The following is a 14,259-nucleotide window of genomic DNA, read 5'->3' on the forward strand; positions in this document are numbered from 1 at the left end:
GCCATCGATGTTTGATCGGTCGAGCATCAAACCCGTTGGTATGATCTCAGCCGATCGCCATCGCCCGCTTGTGCTCGGCGACCTCGGCCAGCAGCCAATCCTGGAACAGGCTGGCGCCCTGCTTGTTGCCGATGCTGCGGCGCTGATAGAGATAGATGCCGGCGGGATAGGTATGGCGGGCACCGAAAGGGGCGACCAAGCGCCCCTGCTCGAGCAGGTCCTGCGCCATCATCGTATCGGCCAGCGCGATGCCGACGCCATTGATGGTCTCCCGCATGATCGCCGTGCAATCATCCATGATCGTGCCCGACTTCGACGGGCTGTCCACAATACCTTCCTGCTCGAGCCAGCGCTTCCATCGCGTGGTTTCGCATTCATGGATCAGGTGATGATGAATGAGATCCGCCGGCGAACGCAACGGCAAGGGGCCTTCCAGCAGCGAAGGGGCGCAGACCGGTGTCAGCACCAGCGGGATCAGCAGCGTCAGGGCCGGGCCGGCCTTGTAGTCGAACTCGTCGACGATGGCCAAATCGAAATTGGCGCGTTTGCCCGAGGTCATCACCTCCAGGTCGACGGAGGGATGCTGGCGGCGAAAGCCCGGCAGCCGGTCGGCCAGCCATAGATTCAGCACGGGGGGCACGCACAGCACCCGGACACGGTGCGCCTTGGCCTGCCGTGGGCCGTCGTGAAAGCTGACATCGTCCGTCGCACGCCAGATCGCCTCGAAGGCCTCCGAAAGGCTACGCGCATAATAGGAGCCCCGCGTCGTCAGTGTGACCTGGCGAAAGCCGCGCTCGAACAGATCCTGGCCCAGCGTCGTCTCGAGCGTGCGGATATGGCGGCTGACGGCGGAGGCCGTCAGATGCAGCTCTTCCGCCGCTTCCTTGATGCTGCCCAGGCGCGCGGCGGCCTCGAAAGCGCGCATGCCATTGAGTGAGGGGAGTGCCATGCGCCGATGATGAATTGTCGGATGAGTTTTTGTCAATCGACGTGGACGAAATTGGCGTTTGATCGCCTGCCGGCTTCGGGGATACCGAAGAAGGACCAAGTCGTCACGACAAAGCGACCACAGGGGACATCGGCACCGCACCGCTGCCAGAAGCGGTCGCGGCTCTGCGCATGCGCGGGAACTTCGGATCGAACGGCAAAGCCGGGCGCTGGAGCGAGCCTATGCGCCGGCTGGCTACCCGCGCGTCGCGCTGCAATGAAGGAGCCCGCCGTCCGATGCCGCAATCTCCAGTACCCGTGTTCGAGCCGGCAGACGACGTCTCCCCCACAGCCGCCACCATCGTGGTCCTGAAGCCGGCCGGGCCGGCACTCGGCCCCCGGGCGGCCGTCCTGGACGCCGAAATGGGGGGCCTTCTGTCCCGGGTCTGCGCCGACCCTGTCACCCTTGCAGCCTCCGGCACCTGCACCGACATCTTCGCACCGCCGGCGGCATCGGTCCGGCGGGTGATCGTACTGGCCCTGGGCGCGCCCGAGACGCTCGATGCCTTGTCGCTGGCACGTGCCGGCGGCGCGCTCGCCGCGCATCTGGAAAGCAAGGGCATAGGCGAGGCGACGCTCGTCCTTGATCCCATTGCCGGCGCCAGCCTGTCCGGGGCGGAAATCCTGGCACGCGTCGCGCTCGGCATCCGCTTGCGCCGCTACCGCTTCGACCTGCGCAACAAGCGTCCGGTGGCTGAGGCGGATCAAGCCTGGCGGCTGGCGCTGGTCGGTGCCGGCAAGGCCGAGCTCGCCGCGGCGCTGGCACGCACCAATGCCATCGCCGACGGCGTCGACTATGCCCGCACCCTGGTCAATCTGCCGCCGAACCATCTTCATCCCGACAGTTTCCCAGATCACCTCGACGCCCTGCGCGAAGCCGGCATCGAGGTCGAGATCCTCGATGCGGCGCGCCTGAAAGAGCTCGGCATGAATGCGCTGCTCGCCGTCGGTTCCGGCTCGGCCCGCGCCCCGAGGGTGGCCGTGCTGCGCTATCGCGGCGAGGGCTCGGGCGAGCAGCCGCTCGCCTTCGTCGGCAAGGGCGTCTGCTTCGATTCAGGCGGCCTGTGCATCAAGGGTGGCGCCCAAATGTTCGACATGAAGGCCGACATGGGCGGTGCGGCCGCTGTGGTCGGCCTCCTGCTGGCCCTGGCCCGGCAGGGCAGCCGCGTCCACGCGGTGGGCGTGCTCGGCATCGCCGAGAACCTGCCTTCGGGCACCGCGCTTAAGCCGCGCGAGATCATCACGACGGCTTCGGGCCAGACCGTGGAGATCTTCGACACCGATGCCGAGGGACGCCTGCTCCTGGCCGACTGCCTCTACTACGCCGCCTCGCGCTTCGAGCCCTCGGCGATCGTCGATCTGGCTACCCTGACCTATTCGGTGATGCGGGGCCTCGGATCGGTCTTCGCCGGCCTGTTCAGCACCGACAATGCCGTCGCCGCACAGATGATCGCGGCCGGCGAAACAGTCGGCGAGCGCTTCTGGCAATTGCCGCTCGACCGCGCCTATGACGAGGGCCTCTATTCACCCCTCGCCGATCTCAGGCACCACGCCAAGGACATGGAAGACGGCGACGCGCCCTATGCCGCCGCCTTCCTGCGCCATTTCACGCAAGGTCGCCCCTGGGTCCATCTCGACATCGCCGGCAAGGAACTGGCCGACAGCGACCGGCCCCTGGGCCGGCAGGGCGCTACGGCCTTCGGTGTGCAGATGCTGGAAGAATGGGTCCATAACCTCAATGGGAAGCACAATGTCGCTTGAGATCATCAGCCGGGAAGGCCGCGCTGCCTTCCGGAACTACGAGACCTGGTATCGCATCAGCGGCGAACTCGGTGGCGACAAGGCGCCGGTGGTGATCCTGCATGGCGGCCCCGGCGTCGCCCATAATTATGTCGATGCCTACAAGCTGCTCGCCCATGACGGGCGGGCCGTCATCCACTACGACCAGCTCGGCTGCGGCAACTCCACCTTGCTGCCCGAGAAGGGTGCCGATTTCTGGACGCCGCAACTCTTCATCGAAGAGCTCGAGAACCTCGTCGACCATCTCGGCATCCGCGCCGGCTTCCATGTGCTCGGCCAGAGCTGGGGCGGCATGCTGGGCGCCGAATATGCCGTGACCCGGCCTGATGGCCTGAGATCGCTGACCATCGCCAACTCCCCGGCCTCGATGAAGCTGTGGGTGGAGGAAGCCAATCGCCTGCGCGCCGACCTGCCCCGCGAGGTCCAGGACACGCTGACCCGTCACGAACAGGCCGGCACCACAGATGATGCCGAGTATCAGGAGGCGACCATGGTGTTCTATGAGCGCCATGTCTGCCGCGTCGTGCCCTTCCCGCCGGAAGTGGCGGCGAGCTTTGCCCAGGTCGCGCGCAATCCCACCGTCTACAATGTGATGAACGGCCCCAACGAGTTCCACGTCATCGGCACGCTGAGGAGCTGGAGCATCATCGACCGCCTGGCGGCCGTCGAGGTGCCCACGCTGATCCTGTCGGGACGCCATGACGAAGCCACCCCTGCGACCGTGCAGCCCTACAAGGACGGCATCGAGGGATCGCGCTGGGAGATCTTCGAGCATTCCAGCCACATGCCGCATGTGGAAGAACAGGAAAAATGCATGCGGGTGGCCGGCGACTTCCTGGATCAGCACGACCGGTAAACAAATCAGAAGAGGGGATCGACGATGAAGAAACTGCTTTTGGCTGCTGCAGCCACGGCCCTGCTGGCCGGCACCGGCCTGGCACCCGCCCAGGCCGAATACCTCAAGGAGCATCGCGGCGGCACCATACGCCTGCTGGCCCGCTCGGCGGCCGGAACACTCGATCCCCACATCAACTACACCGACCAGGGCTGGCAGATGTACCAGCCGGTCTATGACGGGCTGGTCATCTTCCGCAAGGCGGAAGGCAAGGACGGCTTTTCCGTGGTGCCCGACCTCGCCGAGGCGCTGCCCACCGTCAGCAATGACGGCAAGACCTTCACCTTCAAGCTGCGCAAGGGCATCAAGTTCTCGAACGGACAGGATCTCGGCGTGAAGGACGTCGTCGCCTCCTTCCAGCGCATCTTCAAGATTTCCGGCCCGACCTCCGGCACCTTCTATGCCGGCCTCGTCGGCGCCGACAAATGCCTGGCCGACACCAAGAGCTGTACGCTGGAAGGCGGCGTCGTCGCCGACGAGGCGGCCGGCACCATCACCCTCAACCTGACCAAGCCGGATGCCGAACTGCTCTACAAGCTGGCTCTGCCGCATGCGGTGATCCTGCCCGCCGACACGCCGGCCGAGGATATGGGCTCGCGCCCCATTCCCAGCACCGGCCCCTACATGATCTCGGCCTTCGATCCCAACAAGGGCATGACGCTCTCGCGCAATCCCAACTTCAAGCAGTGGAGCGAAGAGGCCCAGCCCGAGGGCTATCCCGACGTGGTCCAGTATGATTTCGGCCTGTCCGAGGAAGCCGCCGTCACCGCGATCCAGAACGGCGAGGCCGACTGGATGTTCGACCCGCTGCCGAGCGACCGCCTCGCCGAACTCGGCACCAAGTTCAAGGACCAGCTCCACATCTCGCCGCTGTCGGCGTGGTGGTATGCCCCGCTGAACACGCGCCTCGCCCCCTTCGACAACGAGAAGGCCCGCCAGGCCGTGGCCTTCGCCATCGATCGCAACACGCTGGTCAAGCTGTTCGGCGGCAAGGTGCTGGCCTCCCCGGTCTGCCAGGTGCTGCCGCCCGATTTCCCCGGCCATGAGGATTATTGCCCCTTCACCAAGAATCCGGGCGCCAAATGGTCGGCCCCCGATCTCGACAAGGCCAAGCAGCTCGTCGAGGAATCCGGCACCAAGGGCCAGAAGGTCACCATCATCGTCGAGGATACCGCGGTCTCGCGCTCCATCGGCGTCTATCTGCAGAGCGTCTTGACCAGCATCGGCTATGTCGCCGACGTCAAGCCGATCTCGACCAACATCCAGTTCACCTACATCCAGAACACCAACAACAAGGTGCAGATGTCGGTGAGCCAGTGGTACAAGGACTATCCTGCGGCTTCGGACTTCCTGAACATCCTGTTCGGCTGCGCCTCCTTCCGTGAGGGCTCGGACGCCTCGATCAACATCTCCGGCTTCTGCGACAAGGACATCGACGCCAAGATGCAGAAGGCTCTGGACCTCGGCGTCACCGACCAGAAGGCCGCCGACAAGATGTGGGCCGAGATCGACAAGCAGATCACCGACAAGGCGCCGGCCGTCGGCCTGTTCACGCCCAAGCGCCTCGATTTCGTCAGCAAGCGCGTCGGCAACTTCAAGTTCAACCCGCAGTTCAACTGGATGGTCACCCAGGCCTGGGTCCAGTGACGCACTGCGAGGGCACGTCCATGGCGAACCAAGCCATTGCCATACCGTACAAGACGCGAGGGCCCTGGGCCCTCGCTTTCGTGAAGCTCAGGCGCAACCGGGCGGCGATGGCCTCCCTCGCGCTCTTCCTCCTGATCGTGATCGCCTGCCTCAGCGCACCGCTCTATGCGCGCTGGGCGGGGGTGGATCCCTTCGCCTCGACGCTCGACGCCGTCATCCAGATCGACGGCGCCGAAGTCCCGGTGATGGAGCAGTCGACGGAGGGGCTCGGGCTCGGCTACACGCCGATCGGCCCGACCTGGCGGCTCGGCACTTATTTCCTCGGCGCCGACGGCCAGGGCCGCGACGTCATGGCACGGCTTCTCTATGGCGGCCTCAACTCGCTGATGATCGCGGGGGCCGCCACCATCTTCACGCTGATCTTCGGCACGGCGGCGGGCCTGAGCGCTGGCTATTTCGGCGGCATCGTCGACACCGTGCTGTCGCGCTTCCTCGACGTGTTGTGGGCCTTCCCCATCTATCTGCTGGCGATATCGCTTTCCATCGTCACCATCGCACAGGGCATTTCCATCGGGCCGATCGTGATCGAATCCGGCAGCCTGTGGCTGCCGATCATTATCATCGGCATCGTCTACGTGCCTTATGTGGCGCGGCCCATCCGTGGGCAGGTGCTGTCGCTGCGCAGATCCGAATTCGTGCTCGCCGCCATCAATCTGGGCGTACCGAGACCGCGCATCCTCTGGCGCGACATCCTGCCCAACATCACCACGACCCTGATCGTCTTCGTACCGCTGATGATGGCGCTGAACATGCTGACGGAATCGGCGCTCTCCTTCCTGTCGATCGGCGTGCAGCCGCCGGCGGCGAGCTGGGGCACCATCATCCAGGACGGGCAGGCGCTGCTCTATACCCGGCCCGCGGTCGCCCTGGCGCCAGGCATCATCATTGCCCTGTCGGTGATGGCGCTCAACGTCTTCGGTGACGGCCTGCGCGATGCGCTCGATCCGCGCTCCAAAGTGCAACTGGGGCGCGACTGATGATCTACGCCATCCTGCGCCGCTTCGGCCAGATGCTGTTCGTGATGTTCGGCATCTCGGTCATCGTCTTCCTGATCTTCTTCGCCACGCCGGGCGCCGATCCGGCGGCACGCATCGCCGGTCGCAACGCCTCGCCCGAGGTGCTGGCGGCGGTACGTCACAATTTCGGTTTCGACCAGCCGCTCTACGTCCAGTACGGCCTGATGATGAAGAAGATCTTCATCACCGGTGACCTCACCTCCTTCGTCAATCGCGGCTGGAAGGTGGTGCCGGCGGTGCTCGACGCCATCCCGGTCACGCTCTCGCTGGTGTTCGGGGCGGCGGTGCTGTGGGTGGTGGTCTCCGTGATCATCGGCATGGTCGCCGCCGCCACGCGCAACAGCTGGATCGACCGGCTCCTGATGGCGGCCGGGCTGATCGGCATTTCCATGCCGGTCTACTGGCTGGGCGAGGTGATGAATCTCATCACCCAGAGCCGCTATCACGACACCTGGCTGTTCGGCTGGGTACCGCCGCTCGGCTACAAGAACCTCCTCGACGATCCCAAGGGCTGGTTCCTCACCCTGGTCATCCCCTGGGTCACGCTCGCCGTGCTCTATATCGGCATCTACGGGCGCGTGCTGCGGGCGGCGATCATCGAATCCCTGCAGGAGGACTACATCCGCACGGCGCGAGCCAAGGGCCTGTCGGAGACGCGCATCCTGCTGCGCCATGCGCTCAGGACCTCGCTGATCGCCTTCGTCACCTTGTTCGGCCTCGATTTCGGGGCGCTGGTCGGCGGGTCCGCCTTGCTGACCGAAGTGGTGTTCGGCCTGCACGGCATCGGCAAGCTCACTTATGACGCCCTGCAGAACCTCGATCTGCCGATGATCATGGCAACCGTGATGTATGCCTCCATGTTCGTGGTCCTCGCCAATGCGGTGGTCGATTTCGTCTATATTCTCCTCGACCCGCGCGTGAGGACGTTATGATGCTGTCCGTACGCGACCTGCGGGTCTCTTTCCGCACCGATGACGGCCTGGTGCGCGCCATCGACGGCGTTTCCTTCGACCTCGCCGAGGGCGAGATCCTCGGCGTCGTCGGCGAATCCGGCTCCGGCAAGACCGTGTCGCTCCTGGCCGTGATGGGCCTGATCACCGATCCCAATGCCAGGATCGAGGGTTCGATCCGCTACAAGGGCCGCGAACTGGTGGGCCTGCCCGCCCGGGAGCTCCGGCGCCTGCGCGGCAACGAGATCGCCATGATCTTCCAGGATCCGATGACGGCGCTGACGCCGGTCTACACCATCGGCTGGCAGATCGCCGAGCAGATCCAGGCCCATCGCAAGGTCAGCAAGGCCAAGGCGCTGGAACGGGTGGAGGAACTGCTGGCGGAGGTGAACTTCCCCAATCCGCGCGAGGCGATGTCGCGTTATCCCCACCAGCTTTCCGGCGGCATGCGCCAGCGGGCGGTGATCGCCATGGCGCTGTCCTGCGACCCGGCTTTGCTGGTGGCCGATGAACCCACCACGGCGCTCGACGTCACCGTGCAGGCCGGCATCCTCGACCTCGTGCGCAAGCTGCGCGCGACCCACAATTCGGCCGTGGTCTTCATCACCCACGACATGGGCGTAGTCTCCGAGCTCGCCGACCGGGTCATGGTCATGTATGCGGGCCGTGTGGTGGAGCGCGGCAGCCGGGCGGAATTGTTCTCCGACCCCAGGCACCCTTATACGCAGGCGCTCCTGGGTTCGATCCCTCCTCTGACCGGCGAGAAACCGCGTCGCCTGCCGGCTATTCCCGGCTCGCCGCCCTCGCTGCTGCGATTGCCGCAGGGCTGCGCCTTCGGCCCGCGCTGTCCGGTACGCTACGAGCCCTGCCAGGCCGACAAGCCGGGCCTCGGCAGCGGCACGCATGCCGCCGCCTGCTTCCGGGTGGCGCAAGCATGAGCGGTGAAATGACAGACAGCAACCAGCCGATCCTCGAAACACGCGCGCTCGGCAAGCGCTTCTCGATCGGCAGCCGCTTTTCTTCGGAAGGCAAGCGCACCGTTCACGCGGTCGACAACGTCTCCCTCACGGTGCGACGCGGCGAGACCGTCGGTCTCGTCGGGGAATCGGGCTGCGGCAAGTCCACTTTGGCCCGTTGCCTGGTCCGGCTCTACGACATCTCCGAAGGCCAGCTCATCTTCGAAGGCGACGACATCACCGGCAGGTCGCTGGCCGAACTCAGGCCGCTGAGGCGCCGGCTGCAGATGGTGTTCCAGGATCCATCGGCTTCGCTCAACCCGCGACGGCGCGTCGGCGACCTGGTGGCAGAGCCGTTGCGTATCCACACCAGACTGTCATCGGCAGAGATCGCCAAGCGCGTGGCTGAGCTGTTCGATCTCGTCGGGCTGCTGCCGGATCACGTCATGCGCTATCCGCACGAGTTCTCCGGCGGCCAGCGCCAGCGCGTCGGCATCGCCCGCGCCATCGCGCTCAATCCGGACCTGGTCGTGCTGGACGAACCGGTCTCGGCGCTCGACGTCTCCGTGCAAGCCCAGATCGTCAACCTCCTGGCCGATCTCCAGGAGAAGCTGAACCTTACCTATGTCTTCATCGCCCACGATCTTTCGGTCGTGCGCCAGGTCTCGACCCGGATCGCGGTGATGTATCTCGGCTCGATCGTCGAGGAAGGCCCGGCCGAGGAGGTGTTCGCCACGCCGGCTCATCCCTACAGCCAGGCCCTGATCTCGGCGGTTCCCATCGTGGAGACCACGCCGAGCGGCACGCGCAAGCGCATCATCCTCACCGGCGACGTGCCCAGCCCGCTCAAGCCGCCGGCGGGCTGCCGCTTCCACCCGCGCTGTCCGGCCGCCCAGGATCGCTGCCGGACGGAGCGCCCGCAGATGCGGGACCATGGCCCCGGCCGCAAGGTGGCCTGCCACTTCCCGGTTGCTTCATAGGGATCGGTGGCGGGCCCTCACCCGAAACGGGCGACGGCAAAGTCGACGAAGGAGCGCAGCTTCGGCGTGATCCGGCGATCCGGCGCATAGAGGATGTGCATGACCCGTGGCGGGACTTCATAGCCCGGCAGCAGCCGGACCAGCTGTCCGGCCTCGATCTCGCTTTGCACCAGCGAACTCGGCTGGAGCATGATGCCGAGGCCGGCCAGGGCCGCCGTAAGCAGGGCCTGGCCATTATTGGCCAGGAAGCGATAGGAGAGCTCGACGGTCTCCAGGCCATCAGGACCGGCAAAGCGCCATTGGTCGCGCGTATTGCCGTGCATGAAGCCGAGGCTTTCATGGTTCTTGAGGTCGGCCGGCTTTTCAGGATGGCCATGCGCCGCAAGATAGACCGGCGACGCGCAAACGGTGAAGGTCATCGGCCGCAACGGCCGGGCGATCAGGCTGGAATCGGCCAAGGGGCCGACGCGGAAGACGGCGTCATAGCCCTCGTCGACGAGGTCGACGACGCGATCGGACAAAGTGAGCTCGACATCGACCTGGCGATGCGCAGCCAGATAGTCCGGCAGGATTGGGGCCAGTTCATGCGCGCCGAAGGTCACCGGCGCATTGACCCGGATCTGGCCGCGCGGGATCGCCCGTGTCTCGGCGGCCAGCACTTCGGCCGCCTCGACCTCGGCCAGGATGGTGCGAACCCGTTCGTAATAGCTGCGCCCGATCTCTGTGACGCTCTGGCGCCGCGTGGTGCGGTTGATCAGCTTGACGCCGAGGTGATCCTCCAGCAGGCGCACATGCTTGCCCACCATCTGGGAGGACATCGAGAGCGCATTGCCGGCGGCCGAGAAGGACCCCGCCTCCACGGCCTTGACGAACACGCCCATGCTGGTGAAACGGTCCATCAATTTGAAACCATATGTTTCAGGTTTAGCGATCAGCTCCCCATTTATCACAAAATGAGAGGAGATCATAACGAATGGCGACACCGCAATGCGGTCCACCCAGGAGATACGCTCCATGCTCGTCCAACGCAGAGTCGTCGTCAGCGAATACGGCGCCCCCACCGTGATGGCACTCGAGACTCGGGACCTGCCCGCGCCTGGCGCCGGCGAGGTTCAGGTCAGGCACACGGCAATCGGCTTCAATTTCATCGACATCTACCAGCGCAAGGGCATCTATCCGCTGCAATTGCCGAGCGGGCTCGGCTTCGAAGCCGCCGGCGTGGTCGAAGCGGTCGGCCCCGGCGTCACCGACATCAAGCCCGGCGACAGGGTTGCCACCATTAATGCGGGCCTCGGCGCCTATGCTGACAGGCGCAATGTCCCGGCCGACAAGCTCGCCGTCCTCCCCGCCTCCGTCAGCGACGAGGCGGCGGCGACCCTGTTCTTCAAGGGCATGACGGCGCAATATCTGCTGCGCAAGACCCATGCGGTCCAGCCGGGTGATCTCCTGCTGGTCCATTCCGCCGCCGGGGGCGTCGGCCAGATCCTCAGCCGCTGGGCCACCGCACTTGGGGCGACCGTAATCGGCACCACCGGCTCGCCGCAGAAGCGCGATGCCGCACTCGCCGCCGGATGCAAGGCCGTGATCGATCTCAACGATCCAGCCTGGCCCGAAGCCTTCCTCGTGGCGACCGGCGGCCGCAAGGCCCGCGTGGTCTACGATGCTGTCGGCAAGGATACGCTGATCAAGTCGCTCGACTGCGCCGCGCCCTTCGGGCTGGTCGTGTCCTATGGTGCGGCATCCGGCCCGGCGCCGGCTATCGACCTCGACCTTCTCAACAAGAAGGGCGGCCTGTTCATCACCCGCCCATCGATCTTCGCCCACAATGCCGATAGCGTCAGCTTCCGCGCCAACGCCGCCGATTTCTTCGACGCGGTCGCCAAGGGGCATGTGAGCGTGGACATCGGGCAGCGCTTCTCGCTCGACGAGATCGCCAAGGCGCATGAGGCGGCCGAGGCTCGCCAGACCGTCGGCGCCATCCTGATCACGCCCTAGGAGGGTGGTGCTTGGGTGCTTCGGTTTGTAAGGACGAGGATATAGCTATCTCAGACAGCGCCGAATGAAACGCGACTTGCCTTCTCCACGAAGTGGGGAAGGCAAGTCGCGTTTCATTCGGCAGGAGAGAAGGCTCCCTTGTACCATCGAGAAAATACTTCCCCGTACTTCCAGCCCGCCTCACCGCTTCGCAAAACGCCTGGCGCATAGATCGGCGAAATGCCGGGCCGCGGGCGAGAGTTCGCGCTCGGCGCGATGGGCGAGCACGATGCGGTTCTCGCGATGCTTGCCGGTCAGGGGGCGGGTCACTAGGTTGAGCCCGTCATAGCTCATGTCCGAGGCCGGTTTGGTCGCCAGGATCGAATAGCCCAGGCCATGGGCCACCATGCCGCGCACCATCTCGAAGGAGATCGAGCGATAGGCGATCAAGGGCTTGATGCCGGCGTCTTCGAGAATGCCGGTGAAATAGTCGCGGCTGGGCGGGGCATCGAGCAGGATCATCGGCTCGGCGGCGAGGTCCTCGGGCGCCACCTCGCTCTGGTGGCAGAGCGGATGGTCGGCGGCGAGCAGCACATAGGGCGTCAACTCGCCCAGGGACACTTTCTCGAATTCCTCGCCGAGGTCGAAATCATAGAGCAGCGCCAGTTCGCTCTCGCCCGCCAGCAGGCTCTCGCGCAGGCGGCGATGATCGCCCTCGATCAGCTTGACGCCGATGCCACCCATCTCGCGGATGAGAGAAGGCATGAGATAGGGCCCGAAGGTGTGGAAGCAGCCGATCACCAGCCTGGCGGTCTCGCCCGCCAGCGCCGCGCGCAGCGAACTCGCCCCCTCGATCCGGTTCGACGAGCCATACGACCGATTGGCATAGATCAGCGGCGAACCGTGGCGGGAGAGATGGATGTCGCGCACCTCGCACAGGAAGATGTGATGCGTCCCGACCTTCTCGCTCGATAGCAGCTTGCAGTCGAACGCCACCAGAGGATCGGCGATGCGCGGTGCGCCGGTCGAGGCCGTCACCCATTCGGTGCATTCGAACTTGTCACCGATCTCGTCGCGGAAACGCCCGGCGAAGACATCGGAAATATAGGACTGGTCGTCCCGCAGAACGTTGACGCACAAGACACCGTTCTCGACGATCTTGGCCGCCGCCGGGCTGAGATGATGGACGCAGACCAGCATGGTCGGCAGCTCCGTATCCGCCGAGACCGAAGCCATGGCCGAGACGGTCACCCCTGCCCGGCCGGCCGGGCCGTCGGTGGAGACCACGTTCACGGTGCAGGCAGCCTGGCTCATGCCGCCGAGAAATTTCTCCCGCACCTTCGGATCGATCCCCACGCCCATCCGCTTTCTCCCATTGGTCTTGAAGCCGGTGTCACCCCGGCCGTTCAGGCCGACGATCCTTCCGGAATTCGTCGGCGCTGGAAAATATGGATTTCCGCTGCACGGGTTCGGAAAAGCCGCAGCACGCCCGAGACTGGCAAGTGCCCGCTTAGAGATAAAGGTGATGCACCGTGTCGTTGGCGAGCAGGTCCTTGCTGGTGCCGCTCGCCGCGATCTGGCCGCGTACCAGGAGATAGCCGCGATCGGCGATCGACAGCGCCGTCTCGGCATTCTGCTCGATCAGCAGCACGGTCTTGCCCTCGTCGCGGATGCGCCCGACGATGTCGAAATATTCGTCGATCAACTTGGGGGAGAGGCCGAGCGAAGGTTCGTCCATCACCACCAGCTCCGGGTTGCCGATCAGGGCGCGGGCCAGCGCCACCATGGCCTGCTCGCCGCCCGACATCGTCCCCGCCCCCTGCGTCAGCCTCTCGCGAATGCGCGGAAACAGGCCAGCCATCGCCTCCAGCCGGTCCTCGAACGGCACCCGGCATCTGGAGGCATCGAAGGCAAGCTTGAGATTCTCGCGCACGTTCAGGGTCGGAAAGAGCCGGCGCCCTTCGGGGACGAAGCCGACGCCGAGTGCCGACAGGCGTTCGGTTCCCACCGCCGCCACCTCCTTGCCGACAATGCCGATCGAACCGGCATCGAGCCTGATCAGGCCGCAAATGGCATTGAAGGTCGTGCTCTTGCCGGCTCCGTTCGGCCCGAGCAGGCAGACGAGCTCACCCTTGTTCACGGCAAGCGAGACGTTGCGCAGCATGGGCACCGGCCCATAGCTGGTCGAGACGGATTTGAGTTCAAGCATGGCCGGCCTTGTGTCCGAGATAAGCCTGCTGGACGCGCGACAACTGCCGCACCTCCTGGAAATCGCCGTCGGCGATCTTCCGGCCGTAATCGATGACGGCGACCCGGTCAGGTAGGGCCCTGACCAGGCGCATGTCGTGCTCGATGATCAGGAAGGACAGGCCGGCGCGCCGGGCCATGACGGAGCGGATGCTGGCCATCAGGGCATCGGTGTCGCGGTCGTCCATGCCGGAGGACGGTTCGTCGAGCAGGATCACCTTCGGGTCGGAGGCGAGCGCCCGCGCAATCTCCAGCCGACGCCGGTCGGCCTGCGGCAACGTACCAGCCAGCGTATGGCGCCGCTCGTAGAGGTCGGGCGAGATGGAGCGGATCAGTTCACCCGCGCGCTCCGCTGCCTCGTCGAGCTCGGCCCGCGCCTTGCCCGGGCGCAGCAAAGCCGTGAGCACGCCGGTGCGGGTCCGGCAATGCATGCCGATCACCACATTGTCGACCAAGGTAAGGTCGTTGAACAGCCGGCTCGACTGGAAGGTACGGGTGATGCCGGCAGCCGCGATGCGGTGGGCGGGATTGCCGGTGATGTCCCGTCCCTCCAGCGCCACCGTGCCCTTGGAGGGCCGGTAGATGCCGGTGATGACATTGAACAGCGTGGACTTGCCCGCCCCGTTCGGCCCGATGATGCACAGGATCTCGGAGCGCCCGAGGCTGAGGTCCACACCATCGACCGCCGTCAGCCCGCCGAAGCGGATGGTCAGGTCGCGGGTCTCCAGAAGCGCCTGGCTCATGACC

General features: G+C 65.5%; 13 protein-coding genes. 8 read left to right on the top strand and 5 right to left on the bottom strand.

Annotated features, from left to right (window positions below; genetic code table 11):
* Positions 1-46: 46 nt before the first annotated feature.
* Positions 47-949 carry a LysR substrate-binding domain-containing protein gene (locus tag ACTJKX_RS20415; protein ID WP_367624983.1) on the bottom strand — a complete coding sequence of 301 codons (903 nt, stop codon included), beginning with the start codon at positions 947-949 and terminating at the stop codon, positions 47-49.
* Positions 950-1,224: 275 nt separating this feature from the next.
* On the opposite strand from ACTJKX_RS20415, the gene ACTJKX_RS20420 reads away from it, so the two are divergent.
* The 7 genes from ACTJKX_RS20420 to ACTJKX_RS20450 are packed head-to-tail and all read left to right on the top strand — an operon-like array spanning position 1,225 to position 9,291.
* Positions 1,225-2,748 (top strand): leucyl aminopeptidase, encoded by a 1,524-nt coding sequence (locus ACTJKX_RS20420; protein WP_440726314.1) that lies wholly within the window; start codon positions 1,225-1,227, stop codon positions 2,746-2,748.
* Positions 2,738-3,643 (top strand): proline iminopeptidase-family hydrolase, encoded by a 906-nt coding sequence (locus tag ACTJKX_RS20425; RefSeq protein ID WP_440726315.1) that lies wholly within the window; start codon positions 2,738-2,740, stop codon positions 3,641-3,643. Before ACTJKX_RS20420 ends, ACTJKX_RS20425 begins: the two co-directional genes overlap by 11 nt.
* Positions 3,644-3,667: 24 nt before the next feature.
* Positions 3,668-5,329, top strand: a complete 1,662-nt coding sequence (locus ACTJKX_RS20430) for an ABC transporter substrate-binding protein (protein WP_440726316.1) — start codon at positions 3,668-3,670, stop codon at positions 5,327-5,329.
* A 20-nt stretch (positions 5,330-5,349) separates the two neighbouring features.
* On the top strand, positions 5,350-6,366 hold the full coding sequence (locus ACTJKX_RS20435; protein WP_440726317.1) for an ABC transporter permease: 1,017 nt from the start codon (positions 5,350-5,352) through the stop codon (positions 6,364-6,366).
* Positions 6,366-7,337, top strand: coding sequence for an ABC transporter permease (locus tag ACTJKX_RS20440; RefSeq protein WP_440726318.1), 972 nt, complete (start codon positions 6,366-6,368; stop codon positions 7,335-7,337). The genes ACTJKX_RS20435 and ACTJKX_RS20440 overlap by 1 nt, the downstream gene beginning before the upstream one ends.
* Positions 7,334-8,293 (top strand): ABC transporter ATP-binding protein, encoded by a 960-nt coding sequence (locus ACTJKX_RS20445; protein WP_440726319.1) that lies wholly within the window; start codon positions 7,334-7,336, stop codon positions 8,291-8,293. The genes ACTJKX_RS20440 and ACTJKX_RS20445 overlap by 4 nt, the downstream gene beginning before the upstream one ends.
* Before the next feature lie 8 nt (positions 8,294-8,301).
* The gene (locus tag ACTJKX_RS20450) at positions 8,302-9,291 is read left to right on the top strand and encodes an ABC transporter ATP-binding protein (RefSeq protein WP_440726320.1); all 990 of its coding nucleotides are present in this window, start codon (positions 8,302-8,304) and stop codon (positions 9,289-9,291) included.
* Positions 9,292-9,308: 17 nt separating this feature from the next.
* Here the strand turns inward: ACTJKX_RS20450 and ACTJKX_RS20455 are convergent, their stop codons facing one another.
* Entirely contained in the window at positions 9,309-10,190 is an 882-nt protein-coding gene (locus tag ACTJKX_RS20455; protein ID WP_440726321.1) for a LysR family transcriptional regulator, read from the bottom strand.
* Positions 10,191-10,305: 115 nt separating this feature from the next.
* Here ACTJKX_RS20455 and ACTJKX_RS20460 point away from each other — a divergent pair, with 115 nt between their 5' ends.
* The gene (locus ACTJKX_RS20460; protein WP_440726322.1) at positions 10,306-11,286 is read left to right on the top strand and encodes a quinone oxidoreductase family protein; all 981 of its coding nucleotides are present in this window, start codon (positions 10,306-10,308) and stop codon (positions 11,284-11,286) included.
* Positions 11,287-11,466: 180 nt separating this feature from the next.
* On the opposite strand, the gene ACTJKX_RS20465 is transcribed toward ACTJKX_RS20460, so the two are convergent.
* The 3 genes from ACTJKX_RS20465 to ACTJKX_RS20475 form a co-directional block, all read right to left on the bottom strand.
* Positions 11,467-12,627, bottom strand: a complete 1,161-nt coding sequence (locus ACTJKX_RS20465; RefSeq protein WP_440726323.1) for a LysR substrate-binding domain-containing protein — start codon at positions 12,625-12,627, stop codon at positions 11,467-11,469.
* 148 nt (positions 12,628-12,775) lie between these two features.
* Complete coding sequence (locus tag ACTJKX_RS20470; RefSeq protein WP_440726324.1) at positions 12,776-13,474, bottom strand: ABC transporter ATP-binding protein; 699 nt, start codon at positions 13,472-13,474, stop codon at positions 12,776-12,778.
* Entirely contained in the window at positions 13,467-14,255 is a 789-nt protein-coding gene (locus tag ACTJKX_RS20475; RefSeq protein ID WP_440726325.1) for an ABC transporter ATP-binding protein, read from the bottom strand. The genes ACTJKX_RS20470 and ACTJKX_RS20475 overlap by 8 nt, the downstream gene beginning before the upstream one ends.
* Positions 14,256-14,259 lie beyond the last annotated feature (4 nt).

This window comes from Labrys sp. 22185, from assembly GCF_052045555.1.
In the GTDB taxonomy this organism is placed as follows: Bacteria; Pseudomonadota; Alphaproteobacteria; order Rhizobiales; family Labraceae; genus Labrys; species Labrys neptuniae.

Excerpts from the sequence above, each read along its gene's own strand:
- ACTJKX_RS20475 (WP_440726325.1), bottom strand. The coding sequence starts at position 14,255 with ATGAGCCAGGCGCTTCTGGAGACCCGCGACCTGACCATCCGCTTCGGC.
- ACTJKX_RS20440 (WP_440726318.1), top strand. The coding sequence starts at position 6,366 with ATGATCTACGCCATCCTGCGCCGCTTCGGCCAGATGCTGTTCGTGATG.
- ACTJKX_RS20455 (WP_440726321.1), bottom strand. The coding sequence starts at position 10,190 with ATGGACCGTTTCACCAGCATGGGCGTGTTCGTCAAGGCCGTGGAGGCG.
- ACTJKX_RS20430 (WP_440726316.1), top strand. The coding sequence starts at position 3,668 with ATGAAGAAACTGCTTTTGGCTGCTGCAGCCACGGCCCTGCTGGCCGGC.
- ACTJKX_RS20470 (WP_440726324.1), bottom strand. The coding sequence starts at position 13,474 with ATGCTTGAACTCAAATCCGTCTCGACCAGCTATGGGCCGGTGCCCATG.
- ACTJKX_RS20465 (WP_440726323.1), bottom strand. The coding sequence starts at position 12,627 with ATGGGCGTGGGGATCGATCCGAAGGTGCGGGAGAAATTTCTCGGCGGC.
- ACTJKX_RS20435 (WP_440726317.1), top strand. The coding sequence starts at position 5,350 with ATGGCGAACCAAGCCATTGCCATACCGTACAAGACGCGAGGGCCCTGG.
- ACTJKX_RS20445 (WP_440726319.1), top strand. The coding sequence starts at position 7,334 with ATGATGCTGTCCGTACGCGACCTGCGGGTCTCTTTCCGCACCGATGAC.
- ACTJKX_RS20460 (WP_440726322.1), top strand. The coding sequence starts at position 10,306 with ATGCTCGTCCAACGCAGAGTCGTCGTCAGCGAATACGGCGCCCCCACC.
- ACTJKX_RS20420 (WP_440726314.1), top strand. The coding sequence starts at position 1,225 with ATGCCGCAATCTCCAGTACCCGTGTTCGAGCCGGCAGACGACGTCTCC.
- ACTJKX_RS20425 (WP_440726315.1), top strand. The coding sequence starts at position 2,738 with ATGTCGCTTGAGATCATCAGCCGGGAAGGCCGCGCTGCCTTCCGGAAC.
- ACTJKX_RS20450 (WP_440726320.1), top strand. The coding sequence starts at position 8,302 with ATGACAGACAGCAACCAGCCGATCCTCGAAACACGCGCGCTCGGCAAG.
- ACTJKX_RS20415 (WP_367624983.1), bottom strand. The coding sequence starts at position 949 with ATGGCACTCCCCTCACTCAATGGCATGCGCGCTTTCGAGGCCGCCGCG.